Source organism: Kosakonia sp. BYX6, from assembly GCF_038449125.1.
In the GTDB taxonomy this organism is placed as follows: Bacteria; Pseudomonadota; Gammaproteobacteria; order Enterobacterales; family Enterobacteriaceae; genus Kosakonia; species Kosakonia calanthes.
In genome coordinates this window covers 568,064-583,108 of sequence record NZ_CP151800.1, presented here as the reverse complement: position 1 = coordinate 583,108, position 15,045 = coordinate 568,064, and the positions used below count along the sequence as shown (strand labels likewise).

Below are 15,045 nucleotides of genomic sequence, written 5' to 3'. Positions count from 1 at the left end.
ATTAAAAATTTTGATAAGGGAGCCTTGCTTCACACATTTCACTGATTGATGTAACAAATCATTTAAGATTTGCTATCTTATGTGCGTGTGGTCGAATTTTTTCAGACTGCGCCATTGCAAAGAAAACCAAAAATTACGGCGCAGCCACGGTTTCCCTGGTGTTGGCGCAGTATTCGCGCACCCCGGTTAATCCGGGGTCATTTTTTTGCAGCATCGTCTACCCAGGCTTTCAATACCGCAACATCGTTACGCCACTCCTGCTTCATCTCTTCGAACCATTCGCCAACGTTATCCCACCAGGCGGGAAGATCGGGCGACTGGATCTGCTGGCCCAGTTGCTGAATATGGCGTAAACCGACTGAACCGGCGGCACCTTTGATCTTATGCCCCTCGTCGACGATCCCTTTTTGATCGCGCGCCGTGAGGTTCGACTCCAGCACACTCAGGTAGCCCGGCATCATTTTCTCAAACACCGCCAACCCGTCGGTGATTAGCTTCGGCCCGACCAGCTCGAGATATTGCTCCAGCATCGCGGTGTCCAGCAGCGTTTGCGCCTTACTGTTATCCGTGGTTGCCACTTGTTCCTCCTCGTCGTCACCGGCATCCCAAAACTTTTTAATCATGGCAGTTAATGCCGGGACTGCCAGCGGTTTGCTTAAGACATCATCCATGCCCGCATCGAGGTATTCCTGTTTGTCCTTCAGGACGTTAGCGGTCAGCGCCACCAGCGGCGGCAGATCTTCGCGCGGATAACGGCTGGTCAGCGCCCGCGAAATATCCAGCCCGGTCATGTCCGGCAACTGAATATCCAGCAACACCAGGTCGTATTCACCTGGGGTAAACATCTCCAGCGCGGCCGTGCCGGTCATTGCGACATCCACGCTGCTGCCGAGTTTTTCCAGCACCGAGCGGGCAACAATCACGTTGAGTTCGATATCTTCCACCAGCAGCACATGCAGCGCCGGTAGCGGCATGTCATCTTCTTTAAACGCGTCATCCACTTCTTCGGCCACCGCTGGCGCGTGCACGGTCAAGGTGAAAAGAGAACCGTTGCCTGGCTGGCTGCTGACGGTGATATCGCCGCCCATGCTTTTCGCCAACCGACGTGAAACCGCAAGGCCAATGCCGGTGCCCGTCGCCGGTTTACCGCCGTGGCGATCTTTCACCTGGTAATACATGGCGAAGATTTTGTCCTGCTCGTCGCGCGGAATGCCGATGCCAGAGTCCTGCACTTCAAAATGGAGCATGTCGCCCTCATCGAAGCGAACGCGAACTGTCACCTGCCCACCTTCGCGGGTAAATTTGACGGCGTTGCTGATAAGGTTCCAAAGAATTTGCCGCAACCGCGTACCGTCGGTGACCACCTGGTGCGGTAGCGGCAATGTCGGTTCCAGTTCAAAACGCAGCCCTTTCTGGTGCGCTTGTAAGCCGGAGAGGTTTTCCAAATCGGCCAGGAAACTGGTGAAGTCGAGCGGCTGGTTATCGAGCTGCACTTTGTGCCGCTCCATCTTATCCATGTCGATAATATCGTTGAAAATATTCCCCAGCGTCACGGCGGAAACATGGATTGTTTTCAGGTACTTCTCTTGCTCTTGCGTCAGTTCGGTGTCGAGCAAGATACGGCTTAACCCGACGATGCCATTCAGCGGCGTGCGCAGCTCGTGGCTGATCGTAGAGATAAACGTGGTCTTATCCCGGCTGGCGCGCTCCAGCGCATCCTGATAGCGCTTACGCTCGGTAATATCGCGGCCAAAACCCATTAACCCGTGACGTTTACCCACGCGGTCATAATAGGGAACTTTGCGGATTTCGAAGCAAGCTTTGCGCCCGTCCGGGTAATCGAGCCACTGTTCATAGGTCAACGACACGTTATGGCGAAAGACTTTTTCGTCGGTTTCGATAACCTTGCGCGCCGCCTCCGGGGCATACACATCCTGCGGTTTCAGGTTAATCAGTTGCTTCTCGCTCTTTCCGGTCAGCAGCTCCATCGCCCGGTTACAGCCAGAGAACTCTTTATCTTCGTTACGGTAGAAAACCAAATCCGGGGAAGCATCAAGGAATGATCGCAGGAAAGAGGATTGTTGTTCGAGCTGGATCTGCGTCTGCTCACGCTCCTGCATCTCTATTTTCAGCCTTTCAAAGGTCGCCTGGCGCTCCGCTTCGGCCTTCTCACGATCGCTGATTTCCTGGTTGAGCTGCGTGATGTTGTCTTTCAACTGCACATTGAGCTTCAGATCGCGGTCGCGCATCTCTTCAAGCTTTTCAACCAGTCGCGATAAGCGCTGACGTGACTCCTCAAGCTGCTCGACCACCACCGATAAAAAGTAGACCGCCCACGGCGTAATCAACAGACCAAAAAAGATGGAGCGGATAACATCGATGCTCTCAACCTGCCCCTGCAACACCATGGTGACCGCCATCTGCACAACGATAGCCAGAACCACCAGGGCCAACGCCAGCAGCATGGAAAAACGCACCAGCCCCAGCTTCATCATCAAATCGACGTAATATTGCGCCAGTAAACGGATTTGCTTCATAGAGATTTCCTCGGACAATTCCGCTCAATAATACTCAATTCTGAGCAAGGGGTTGAAGCTTGTGCGAAAAATGCGGCGACAATATGTCTTTATGGGCGCAATCAGGCAGGTAATTGCCAGCAGCGACCGAGCGCAGAACCTTGCCCGCCCTGCTCAGTTAAGTAGCGATCCAGTTCTACCATGCCGGTCCAGCGGTTTTCACACCACAGCGGCGCCAGCAGCGTTGGGCGGCGAGCGCTGGCGGAAACGCGGTGATAAATCACCTCCGGCGGCGTATGGCGGATCATCTCCCCGGCGGTAACGGTATATTCCTCAAGACCAATACCGTTCAGGCGACCCGCTTCCCACGCCTTCGCCATGATGCTGCCTTTAACAATATGCAGCGGATGCAGCTTGATGCCGTCGACGCCCGTTTCGACAACGCGATCGATCGTCTCCAGGCAATCCCACTGGCGCTCTCCGGGCAAGCCGACAATCAGGTGCGTACAGACTTTCAAACCGCGTTCACGCGCCAGTTGCGTTGTTTTTTGATAACAGGCGAAATCGTGCCCACGATTAATGCGATGCAGTGTTTTATCGTGCGCCGTTTGTAAGCCCAGCTCCAGCCAGACTTCATAGCCTTGTTGATGGTATTCACACAGTAAATCCAGCACCGCTTCCGGCACGCAATCCGGGCGAGTACCGACACATAATCCAACGATATTGGCCTGGCTTACTGCCTGCTGATACATGGAACGCAGCACCTGCACTTCCGCCCAGGTACTGGTATAAGCCTGAAAATACGCGAGGTAACGCCGGGCGCGATTCACAAGTTGCGCCTGATGGGCAAGCTGCGCGGCAATGGATTGGTGCTGTTGCGTTTCGTCGGCAAAGGAAGCGACATTGCAAAACGTACAACCGCCACGGCCAATCGTGCCATCACGGTTTGGGCAACTGAAGCCGCCATGCAATGTCAATTTATGGACTTTTTCGCCATAGCGGCGGGCAAGATCCCCACCAAACATATTGACTAATTTTTGTAACTGCATAATCTGATAAGCCGCCCGAATGAGAGGGCGTAGCCTGCCACTTTTAGCTTTCATCGGCGATGACCTGGATCAATCGCCCGGGAAGGCTTTCATCCATTGCATAATCAGTCATTATAATCGCAATTTCATTCATCGCCGGGTCGATTACTTTTGCTTATGTTCCGGCGTTAATTTGCAGAAATAGTGACATGAGTGAAAAACAGTGACTTTAAGCGGCTCCATCGCCTAAAGCAGAATAAACATCTGCCATTAAAACCCCACTTAGAATAGAACATCGGAAACAGCGCTTTTGGATAGTGAGTCAGATCACACTCCGTTGCCGCTTCCCACCGTCGGCCTTGAATGTAAAAATCATTAAACACCTTTTAAAATCAGTTAGATAGTTAACATTTAGCACATTTTTGGATAAATAAGCTCGGCATTTGACCTGTGTACAGATTCCCGATAAGTTGGAAATCCGCTGGAAGCTTTCTGGATGAGCGGTCTGCTCATCATATTTATGCAGTAATTGAGATTCCCTCTTAAGCAAGTCCTCAACACTTGTGTATCGAAGCGAAAAGGAAATTAAAGAGGGCGACATGCGAGGCAATTTGCCCCGTCGCCATGCTCTTTTTGCGCCTGTGCGTAACGATCGGGAGGGCTCACGTAGAGCCTGGGGAGGTTCACTGATATGTTGTACGATAAATCTCTTGAGAGAGATAACTGTGGTTTCGGCCTGATCGCCCACATAGAAGGCGAACCTAGCCACAAGGTAGTGCGTACCGCTATTCACGCACTGGCCCGAATGCAGCACCGCGGCGCGATCCTCGCCGATGGTAAAACCGGTGACGGTTGTGGCCTGCTGTTGCAAAAACCTGACCGCTTTTTCCGTATTGTTGCCGAAGAGCGCGGCTGGCGTTTAGCCAAAAATTACGCCGTCGGCATGCTGTTCCTGAACCAGGATCCGGAAAAAGCCAGCGCGGCGCGCCGTGTTGTTGAAGAAGAGCTTCAGCAAGAAACCCTCTCTCTTGTCGGCTGGCGCGACGTGCCAACCAACGAAGGGGTGCTCGGTGAAATCGCCCTCTCCTCTCTGCCTCGTATTGAGCAAATTTTTGTTAACGCCCCGGCTGGCTGGCGTCCGCGCGATATGGAGCGCCGTCTGTTTATCGCCCGTCGCCGCATTGAAAAGCGTTTGCAAGAAGATAAAGAGTTCTACGTTTGTAGCCTCTCTAACCTGGTGAACATCTATAAAGGTCTGTGTATGCCGGCTGATCTGCCGCGCTTCTACCTGGATCTTGCGGATCTGCGTCTGGAATCGGCCATTTGCCTGTTCCACCAGCGCTTCTCCACCAATACCGTGCCGCGCTGGCCGCTGGCGCAGCCGTTCCGCTATCTGGCGCACAACGGTGAAATCAACACCATTACCGGTAACCGCCAGTGGGCGCGCGCGCGTACCTATAAATTCAAAACCCCGCTGATCCCGGATCTGCAAGATGCCGCGCCGTTCGTCAACGAAACCGGTTCTGATTCCAGCTCGCTCGATAACATGCTGGAACTGCTGTTGGCAGGCGGGATGGATATTGTGCGCGCCATGCGTTTACTGGTGCCGCCAGCCTGGCAGCAAAACCCGCAGATGGATCCCGATCTGCGCAGCTTCTTCGACTTTAACTCCATGCATATGGAGCCGTGGGACGGCCCGGCGGGCATCGTCATGTCCGATGGTCGTTTCGCCGCCTGTAACCTCGACCGTAACGGTTTGCGCCCGGCGCGCTACGTCATCACGAAAGACAAGCTGATCACCTGCGCTTCCGAAGTGGGTATCTGGGATTATCAGCCGGATGAAGTGATGGAAAAAGGCCGCGTTGGCCCAGGCGAACTGATGGTGATCGACACACGCGAAGGGCGCATTCTGCACTCTGCGGAAACCGATGACGATCTGAAAAGCCGCCACCCGTATAAAGAGTGGATGGAGAAAAACGTCCGCCGCCTGGTGCCGTTTGAAGATCTACCGGACGAAGAAGTCGGCATCCGCGAAATGGATGACGACCTGTTGGCGAGCTACCAGAAACAGTTTAACTACAGCTTTGAAGAGCTGGATTCCGTTATCCGCGTGTTGGGCGAAAACGGCCAGGAAGCCGTCGGGTCGATGGGCGATGACACGCCGTTCGCCGTACTCTCCAGCCAGCCACGCATTATTTATGACTACTTCCGCCAGCAGTTTGCGCAGGTGACCAACCCGCCAATCGATCCGCTGCGTGAAGCGCACGTTATGTCGCTGGCTACCAGCATCGGGCGTGAAATGAACGTCTTCTGCGAAGCGGAAGGCCAGGCGCACCGCTTGAGTTTCAAATCGCCGATCCTGCTGTATTCCGATTTCAAACAACTGACGACAATTAAAGAAGAGCACTACCGCGCCGACACGCTGGATATCACGATCGACGTGACGCAAACCACGCTGGAAGAGACCGTCAAAGCGCTGTGCGACAAAGCAGAACAGATGGTGCGTGATGGCACGGTTCTGCTGGTGCTGTCGGATCGTAATATCGCGAAAAATCGTCTGCCGGTTCCGGCGCCGATGGCGGTGGGTGCCATTCAAACCCGTCTGGTCGATAAGAGCCTGCGCTGCGACGCCAACATTATTGTTGAAACAGCAAGCGCGCGTGACCCGCACCACTTCGCCGTGCTGCTGGGCTTCGGCGCGACGGCTATCTACCCGTACCTGGCGTATGAAACGCTGGCGAAATTGGTAGACAGCAAAGCCATCGAGAAAAATTACCGCGCGGTGATGCTGAACTACCGTAACGGCATCAACAAAGGGCTGTACAAGATCATGTCCAAAATGGGCATCTCGACTGTCGCCTCTTACCGTTGCTCGAAATTGTTTGAAGCGGTCGGCCTGCATGATGATGTCGCCGAACTGTGCTTCCAGGGCGTGATTAGCCGTATCGGCGGCGCGGGCTTCTCCGACTTCCAGCAAGATTTGCTGAACCTGTCGAAACGCGCGTGGCTGGCACGTAAACCGCTGGAGCAAGGCGGCCTGCTGAAATATGTCCACGGCGGCGAATATCACGCTTACAACCCGGACGTTGTGCGCACGCTGCAACAAGCGGTGCAGAGCGGCGAGTACAGCGATTATCAGCAATACGCGAAGCTGGTGAACGAGCGCCCGGCGGCAACGCTGCGCGATCTGCTGGCTATCACGCCGAACGGCGATGCCGTGAGCCTGAAAGATGTGGAACCGGCAGCGGAGCTGTTCAAACGCTTCGATACCGCAGCCATGTCCATCGGCGCACTTAGCCCGGAAGCGCACGAAGCGCTGGCAGAAGCGATGAACAGCCTCGGCGGTTTCTCTAACTCCGGCGAAGGCGGCGAAGATCCGGCACGTTATGGCACTAACAAAGTCTCGCGCATTAAACAGGTTGCTTCCGGTCGCTTCGGCGTCACTCCGGCGTACCTGGTGAATGCGGATGTTATCCAGATTAAAGTCGCGCAGGGCGCGAAGCCGGGTGAAGGCGGTCAGTTACCGGGTGATAAAGTCACGCCGTACATCGCCAAACTGCGTTATTCCGTGCCGGGTGTCACGCTGATTTCCCCGCCGCCGCACCACGATATTTACTCTATTGAGGATCTGGCGCAGCTGATTTTCGACCTGAAACAGGTCAACCCGAAAGCGATGATCTCCGTGAAATTGGTTTCCGAACCCGGCGTCGGCACTATTGCGACCGGTGTGGCGAAAGCCTATGCCGACTTGATCACCATCGCCGGTTACGACGGCGGTACTGGCGCCAGCCCGCTCTCCTCGGTGAAATATGCCGGTTGCCCGTGGGAACTGGGCCTGGTGGAAACCCAGCAGGCGCTGGTCGCGAACGGCTTGCGTCACAAAATCCGTTTGCAGGTGGATGGCGGCCTGAAAACCGGCCAGGACATCATCAAAGCCGCGATTCTGGGTGCGGAAAGCTTTGGCTTCGGCACCGGCCCGATGGTGGCGCTGGGTTGTAAATACCTGCGAATTTGTCACCTGAATAACTGCGCGACCGGCGTGGCAACGCAAGATGAAAAACTGCGTAAGAACCACTATCACGGCCTGCCGTTCAAAGTGACCAACTACTTTGAATTTATCGCCCGTGAAACCCGCGAGCTGATGGCACAGCTGGGCGTGAAACGCCTGGTGGATCTGATTGGCCGCACCGACCTGCTCACCGAGCTGGAAGGCTTCACCGCCAAGCAGCAAAAACTGGATCTGGCAAAACTGCTGGAAACCGCGGAACCGCATGCCGGTAAGGCACTGTACTGCACAGAAAACAACCCTCCGTTTGATAACGGCGTGCTGAACGCGCAGTTGCTGCAACAGGCGAAACCGTTTGTTGATGCGAAACAGAGTAAAACGTTTTGGTTCGATATCCGCAACACTGACCGTTCCGTGGGGGCGCTGCTGTCTGGCTATATCGCCCAATCTAACGGCGACCAGGGTCTGGCAGCGGATCCGATTAAAGCCCACTTCAGCGGCACCGCAGGCCAGAGCTTCGGCGTGTGGAACGCCGGCGGTGTCGAGCTGTATCTGACCGGCGATGCCAACGACTATGTCGGTAAAGGCATGGCTGGCGGTCTGTTGGCCGTTCGCCCGCCGGTCGGTTCGGCTTTCCGCAGCCACGAAGCGAGCATTATCGGTAACACCTGTCTGTATGGCGCAACCGGCGGTCGTCTGTATGCCGCAGGCCGCGCTGGCGAACGTTTCGCCGTGCGTAACTCCGGAGCCATCACCGTGGTGGAAGGCATCGGCGATAACGGCTGTGAATACATGACCGGCGGCATTGTCTGCGTGCTGGGTAAAACCGGCGTCAACTTTGGCGCGGGGATGACCGGTGGCTTTGCTTACGTGCTGGATGAAGACGGCGAGTTCCGTAAACGCGTGAACCCGGAGCTGGTGGAAGTGCTGAGCGTCGATGACCTCGCCATCCATGAAGAGCATCTGCGTGGTTTGATCACCGAGCATGTGCAGCATACCGGTTCTCATCGCGGCGAAGAGATGCTGGCGAACTGGCCGGCGTTCTCCTCGAAGTTCGCTCTGGTTAAGCCGAAGTCCAGCGATGTGAAAGCGCTGTTGGGTCACCGTAGTCGTAGCGCCGCAGAGTTGCGTGTGCAGGCGCAGTAAGGAATTCAGATGAGTCAAAATGTTTACCAGTTTATCGACTTACAGCGCGTTGATCCGGCCAAGAAACCGCTGAAGTTGCGTAAAATTGAATTTGTTGAAATCTATGAGCCCTTCTCTGAAGGGCAGGCCAAAGCGCAGGCCGACCGTTGCATCTCTTGCGGCAACCCTTACTGCGAGTGGAAATGTCCGGTACATAACTACATTCCGAACTGGCTGAAGCTGGCCAACGAAGGGCGTATTTTTGAAGCGGCGGAGCTGTCGCATCAAACCAACACCCTGCCGGAAGTGTGCGGGCGCGTCTGCCCGCAAGACCGTCTGTGTGAAGGTTCCTGTACCTTAAACGACGAGTTCGGCGCGGTGACCATCGGTAATATTGAGCGCTATATCAACGATAAAGCGTTTGAGATGGGCTGGCGCCCGGATTTGACGGGCGTGGTGCAGACCGACAAACGCGTGGCGATCATCGGTGCTGGGCCGGCTGGCCTGGCGTGTGCCGACGTGCTGACCCGTAACGGCGTGAAAGCGGTCGTTTTCGATCGTCACCCGGAGATTGGCGGCCTGCTGACCTTTGGTATTCCGGCCTTCAAGCTGGAGAAAGAGGTGATGACCCGCCGCCGTGAAATCTTCACCGACATGGGTATTGAATTCAAACTCAATACCGAAGTGGGCCGTGATATTCAGGTTGAGGATCTGCTGAAAGATTACGATGCCGTGTTCCTCGGCGTCGGGACCTATCAGTCGATGCGTGGCGGCCTGGAGAATGAAGATGCGCAGGGCGTGTTCGACGCGCTGCCGTTCCTCATCGCCAATACCAAGCAGATTATGGGTTACGGCGAAACGCCGTCCGAACCTTATATCAGCATGGAAGGTAAACGCGTGGTGGTGCTTGGCGGTGGCGATACCGCGATGGACTGCGTGCGGACTTCAGTACGCCAGGGCGCGACGCACGTTGTCTGTGCTTATCGTCGTGATGAAGAGAACATGCCAGGCTCCAGACGCGAAGTGAAAAACGCGCGTGAAGAGGGTGTGGAGTTTCAGTTCAATGTGCAGCCGCTGGGCGTAGAAGTGAATGCCAACGGTAAAGTGTGCGGCGTGAAGATGGCGCGCACCGAAATGGGTGCGCCGGATGATAAAGGCCGCCGTCGCGCGGAAATCGTCGCCGGTTCTGAACATGTGGTTCCGGCTGATGCGGTGGTGATGGCGTTTGGTTTCCGTCCGCACAGCATGGAGTGGCTGGCGAAGCACAGCGTTGAGCTGGATTCGCAGGGCCGCGTTATCGCCCCGGAAGGCAGCGAAAACGCGTTCCAGACCAGCAATCCAAAAATCTTTGCCGGTGGCGATATCGTCCGTGGCTCCGATTTGGTGGTTACCGCAATTGCCGAAGGCCGCAAAGCGGCGGATGGCATCATGAATTACCTCGAAGCGTAATATCCCTGTAGCGACCAAAAAGGAGGCTTCGGCCTCCTTTTTTATTGGTTCATTGCCGGGTTTTCAGCAAACCGCTTTTACCGGAAACCGCGCCCACCGCGCCGCTAAAGGGCTTGCCATCAACCGTGTCATGCGTTCGCAAGGCTTCCGGGCGCAGCCAGCGTTGCACCCGCGACGGCATATCCAGGCCGATCAGCAAGATAACGACAAAGGTCAGGCCGAAAGAGAGCGATCCCAGCGCGCTGCCCAGATCCAGACGCTGCGCAATCAGCGCACCGAGGATCGGCGCTAACGCTCCGCCGAGCGCGCCGACGTTATAGGTAAAACCCAGTCCCGCCGCACGCTGATCGGTATCGAAGTAACCGCCGATCAATTTTGGGAGTAAACCGGAGATCCCCTGCCCCATCATTTGCTGAAAAAAGAGCAGGATCCCCAGCACCCAAACGCTGGATCCACCAATGGCAAACACCGGAATGATCAACAGTTGCGACGCGAGCAGGCTGTAGACATAGGCTTTGCGGGTGCCAACCCAATCGCCGAGAAAACCGCCGACGCAGCAACCCACCGCCGCCCCGAAACCGCTAAAGAACAGCACTTTCGCCACCGTCGCCGGATCGTATGCCAGCTCGGTCTTCAACCAGGTTGGCAATAATGCTTGAATCGGCCACGAATAGAGGAAGGCAAACAGCACCACCACCATCAGCATCACGCCGGTCGGCCAACGTTTGCCGCTGCTTTGCACCATAAAACTGATAAAGATCCCGGCGCACAGCAGGCCGAGCAGCGTCACGATGCCCGCGTTATTCAGTTGCCCGGCAAAGCAGAACCACAGCGCAACCGCGGCAGCAGCAGTCAGCAGAATGTTCAGAATGCGATACGGCCCGCGATAAAGAATATCGACCATCGTGCGCACCGGTGCTTTATCGGCCTGCCTTTGTTGCCAGTCTTCCGCTTCCGGGATGTTTTTGCGCAACCACAGCGCGAAGACAATCGGCAAGATGCCGATAAAAAACAGCGCTCGCCAGCCCCAGGTTGGCACAACAAGGCTGTAAACCTGAGCCGCCGCCACTGCGCCAACGGAGAAGCCGGAAATTAAAAAGCCGCTCGCTTTGTTGCGTAGCTGTTTTGGCCAGCTTTCAATGACATAGGTTGCGCTGGAGCCATATTCCCCGGCCATCCCCATGCCGATCACCAGACGGGCGATAAACATGGTGGTATAGCCCGGCGCGAAACCGCACGCCAGCGTTCCCATCGAGAACAGCACAATACTGGTGACCATGGAAAGGCGGCGGCCGTAGCGATCGCCCATGGCGCCGAGCATCAGGCCACCGAACCAGCGCGAGATAAACGCGGCGGAAATCAGAGTGGCGGCCTGCACGGTGGTTAAACCAAACTCGCTCTGGATTTCCGTTAATACCAGCGCGATCAAAACAAAATCAAAGCCATCAAGCAGATACCCCAACCAGGCGGCGAAGAAAGCGCGCCACTGCGCACGATTAAGATGGCGGTACCACGGGACGTTTTGCAGCGTTGTACTCATAAGAGTCTCCCGCGACGGGCGGCGCCCATTCGCTTTTTGTCGGGTACAGTCAGGCAAGGCCGAAAAACCGGCGCCTGTTTTATGGGCAGCGTTGTTCTTTTTCTTGCTGTAATTTTTCCGCCAGTGCTTTCAGCGCCGGGAGATATTGCTCGTCCACGGGCGCGAAGGGTTTACGGCACAGCGGCACGGAAAGCACGTCCATATAATGCAAAACGGTTTTCAATCCGCGGAAAACGCCCACGTTCACCAGTAAGTCGATGACGCGATTACATTCGCTTTGTAGCGCCTGCGCCGTTTTCACATCCCCTTCCTGCAAGGCTTTGGCGATGCCGAGATAACGCCAACCCATGATGTTGTAAGTGCTACCGATACCGCCGTTTGCACCTGCCAGTAACCCGGCGGCGAAGATCTCGTCATAGCCGTTGTACAGCACCAGATCCGGATGCGCGCGGCGGATTTGCTCCATTTGATAGAGATCGCCGGAGGTTTGTTTAAGCGCGCCGACGCCCGGTAATGTCACCAGTGTGTCGACCTGCTCAAGCGTCAGCTTCACGCCACTCAGCGCCGGAATGTTGTACACCACCATCGGCAGACCATCGGCGGCATCGGTAACGGCGCGGTAATGCGCGCAGTGCTCATCAAAACTAAAGGGGTAATAAAATGGCGTTACGGCGGAAATAGCGTCGTAACCATAACGGCTGGCAGCCTGCGCCAATTGCTGACTTTCCATGGTGCTGACAGCGCCAACATGGGCGATTAACGTGATTTTGCCACGCGCTTCTTCTGCCACAATTTCCAGCACCTGTTCACGCTCCGCGCGGCTTTGCACAAAGGCTTCGCCAGTTGAGCCGCCCACATACAGCCCATCGAGCCCCTGGTTGATGTTAAAGCGCACCAGTTGGCGCAGGCTTTCAACATCCAGATTCTGTTTGGCATCAAAGGGCGTCAGTAGCGCCGCCATCACCCCGCGTAAATTCGTCGACATACCGATCTCCTGTTTTGAGCACTGAATTAACTATATACCTTTATACCTGTTATACCACAATGGGACGATGTGAATGGGTAAGAGAAAGATCAGAATGGGATCGGCTTCACTAAACGATCGGGCGGATCGCGAAGGTTACTTGCGCTTTTTCTTGCTTTGCTCGAAAGCGTGCCAGGTAGCGAAAACGCTGTTGAGATGCGTATTCAACGCACGTTCGGCGGCATCTGGATCGCGACGGCGAATGGCGTCGACAATGGCGATATGTTGCTGATAGCTCACATTGTTATGCTCGTGCAGTTCCTGCTCCGGCACCGTCGGGCGAGCCGCAATCAGCCAGTCGAGCAATGCGACATGGATGGTCAAAAAGATAGGGTTGCCGGGAATTTCCGCCAACACACGGTGGAACTCGACATCAGAGCGGATAAACGACGCGTTGTCATCCAGCGACTGGCTGTTCAACTCAAGCGCGGTTGCCAGCCGTTCAACTTGCGCGTCGGTGGCGTGCTCCGCTGCATGACGTACGAGGCTGGATTCAAAAAACAGGCGCAGCTGCTCAAAATGGGCGATGCCGCCGGGACGGGAAAGAAAGTCTTTCGCCATGCCGGAAAGCCCGTTGATGATGGTATCGGCGGAGGGACGGGAAACGCGGGCGCGCTCACCGTTATTGATTTGTACCAGCCCTTTGCGTTTCAGCGCCGCCAGCGCTTCACGCACCGAGGGGCGTCCCACATTGAAAAAGGACATCAATTCGCGCTCCGACGGCAGCTGTTCACCTTCGGCGAACTCGCGGCGGCGGATCATCTGTTCCAACTCTTCTTCCACCATATCCGACAGCTTTTTACGCGCCAGAGGACGGCGACGCAGTGCGCGACCTATGGTTTCCGGTTGTTGCTCAGCGTGAGGATCAAATGCGCTCATAAATGTTGGGTTGGCTGGTTGCAAGTAAAGTCATCCGGCAGAGTGTCGCCGGGGTGTTCAAATGACAAAGCAGGGCCTACTGGCCCTGCTTAATCCTATTACTTCACTACTCGCAGCGACGGACGCCCACCGCGCGGCGGCGGATCGTCATCAGGATCGTTATCTTGATCCTCTGCGTGGTCGGGTTTATCACCGTCGATAACCGACATTACCGTCTCGCTTTCCTGCACGGAAGTATCGCCATCATCGTTCTGACTGACGACCTCTTCATCGTACGCGGCTTCCGGTTCGAACATGGTACCTGCACCGTTTTCACGGGCATAAACCGCCAGGACAGCGGCCATCGGTACAGCGACCTGGCGCGGCACACCGCCGAAACGCGCGTTAAAACGCACTTCGTCATTGGCCAGTTCCAGATTGCCAACCGCACGCGGTGCGATGTTCAACACGATTTGCCCGTCACGCGCATATTCCATCGGCACGCGTACGCCCGGCAACGTCACATCAACAACCAGATGCGGCGTGAGCTGGTTATCCAGCAGCCATTCGTAAAATGCCCGTAACAAGTACGGGCGGCGTGGAGACAGTTGCGACAAATCCATTCAATTAACCCCGGCCAAGGCGCATTTCGCGCTCGGCTTCTGTCAGAGAGGCAAGGAAAGAATCGCGTTCGAAGACGCGCGTCATATACCCTTTCAGCTCTTTGGCACCTGCGCCACTCAGTTCGATGCCCAATACCGGCAGACGCCACAGCAGCGGTGCAAGGTAGCAATCAACCAGGCTGAACTCGTCATTCAGGAAGTATGGCTTCTGGGTGAACAATGGGCCAATCGCCAACAGTTCTTCACGCAGTTGCTTACGCGCTGCGTCAGCCTGCGCGCCGCTGTTGTTCTGGATGATATTCATCAGCGAATACCAGTCTTTCTCAATGCGGTGCATGTACAGACGGCTCTCGCCGCGCGCCACCGGGTAAACCGGCATTAACGGCGGATGCGGGAAACGCTCATCCAGATATTCCATAATGATGCGCGATTCCCACAGGGTGAGTTCACGATCTACAAGTGTCGGTACGCTTTGATTCGGGTTGAGGTCAATCAGATCCTGAGGAGGATTATCCTTTTCCACGTGCTCAATTTCGAAGCTGACACCTTTTTCGGCCAGCACGATTCGGACCTGATGGCTATAGATGTCCACAGGACCAGAAAACAGCGTCATTACCGAACGTTTGTTGGCAGCGACAGCCATGAAAACCTCCAGGTGTATTCAGATTTTACTGCTACCGGACAAACTCGACCGGTCAGATGTTTAGTTACCTACCCGCGCGTACTGTCATTCTCGTTTAAAAAGCAAACAAAAAATGAGCAATCCCAGCCATTTGGGCAGAAAATTGGATGATAGTTTACCAGATTTTGCAGGCTTTGTGGTGAGGGGATTCCGGAAATGCTGAAAAAGAAGAGATAATCGATTGATTGCTGTGG

9 protein-coding genes are annotated in these 15,045 nt (G+C 55.4%); 2 read left to right on the top strand and 7 right to left on the bottom strand.

The features are described from left to right. Positions 1 to 197: 197 nt before the first annotated feature. Positions 198 to 2,537 carry an aerobic respiration two-component sensor histidine kinase ArcB gene (gene arcB, locus AAEY27_RS02590; RefSeq protein WP_342323369.1) on the bottom strand — a complete coding sequence of 780 codons (2,340 nt, stop codon included), beginning with the start codon at positions 2,535 to 2,537 and terminating at the stop codon, positions 198 to 200. A 101-nt stretch (positions 2,538 to 2,638) separates the two neighbouring features. Further along, positions 2,639 to 3,565 carry a TIGR01212 family radical SAM protein gene (locus AAEY27_RS02585; protein WP_342323368.1) on the bottom strand — a complete coding sequence of 309 codons (927 nt, stop codon included), beginning with the start codon at positions 3,563 to 3,565 and terminating at the stop codon, positions 2,639 to 2,641. 670 nt (positions 3,566 to 4,235) lie between these two features. Between AAEY27_RS02585 and gltB the strand changes: the two genes are divergently transcribed. After that, positions 4,236 to 8,696 carry a glutamate synthase large subunit gene (gene gltB / locus AAEY27_RS02580; RefSeq protein WP_342323367.1) on the top strand — a complete coding sequence of 1,487 codons (4,461 nt, stop codon included), beginning with the start codon at positions 4,236 to 4,238 and terminating at the stop codon, positions 8,694 to 8,696. Positions 8,697 to 8,705: 9 nt separating this feature from the next. Then, complete coding sequence (locus AAEY27_RS02575) at positions 8,706 to 10,124, top strand: glutamate synthase small subunit (protein ID WP_342323366.1); 1,419 nt, start codon at positions 8,706 to 8,708, stop codon at positions 10,122 to 10,124. A 49-nt stretch (positions 10,125 to 10,173) separates the two neighbouring features. On the opposite strand, the gene AAEY27_RS02570 is transcribed toward AAEY27_RS02575, so the two are convergent. From AAEY27_RS02570 to sspA, 5 genes are all read right to left on the bottom strand, one after another. Beyond that, the gene (locus AAEY27_RS02570; RefSeq protein ID WP_342323365.1) at positions 10,174 to 11,664 is read right to left on the bottom strand and encodes an MFS transporter; all 1,491 of its coding nucleotides are present in this window, start codon (positions 11,662 to 11,664) and stop codon (positions 10,174 to 10,176) included. Positions 11,665 to 11,743: 79 nt separating this feature from the next. Then, positions 11,744 to 12,649 carry an N-acetylneuraminate lyase gene (gene nanA / locus AAEY27_RS02565; RefSeq protein ID WP_342323364.1) on the bottom strand — a complete coding sequence of 302 codons (906 nt, stop codon included), beginning with the start codon at positions 12,647 to 12,649 and terminating at the stop codon, positions 11,744 to 11,746. 135 nt (positions 12,650 to 12,784) lie between these two features. Then, positions 12,785 to 13,567: a transcriptional regulator NanR gene (nanR, locus tag AAEY27_RS02560; protein ID WP_342323363.1), complete on the bottom strand. Its 783-nt coding sequence runs from the start codon at positions 13,565 to 13,567 to the stop codon at positions 12,785 to 12,787. 98 nt (positions 13,568 to 13,665) lie between these two features. Then, a complete protein-coding gene (gene sspB, locus AAEY27_RS02555) occupies positions 13,666 to 14,169 on the bottom strand; it encodes a ClpXP protease specificity-enhancing factor (RefSeq protein ID WP_342323362.1) in 504 nt (167 codons plus the stop codon). A 4-nt stretch (positions 14,170 to 14,173) separates the two neighbouring features. Continuing rightward, positions 14,174 to 14,812, bottom strand: a complete 639-nt coding sequence (gene sspA, locus AAEY27_RS02550) for a stringent starvation protein SspA (protein ID WP_007369885.1) — start codon at positions 14,810 to 14,812, stop codon at positions 14,174 to 14,176. Positions 14,813 to 15,045 lie beyond the last annotated feature (233 nt).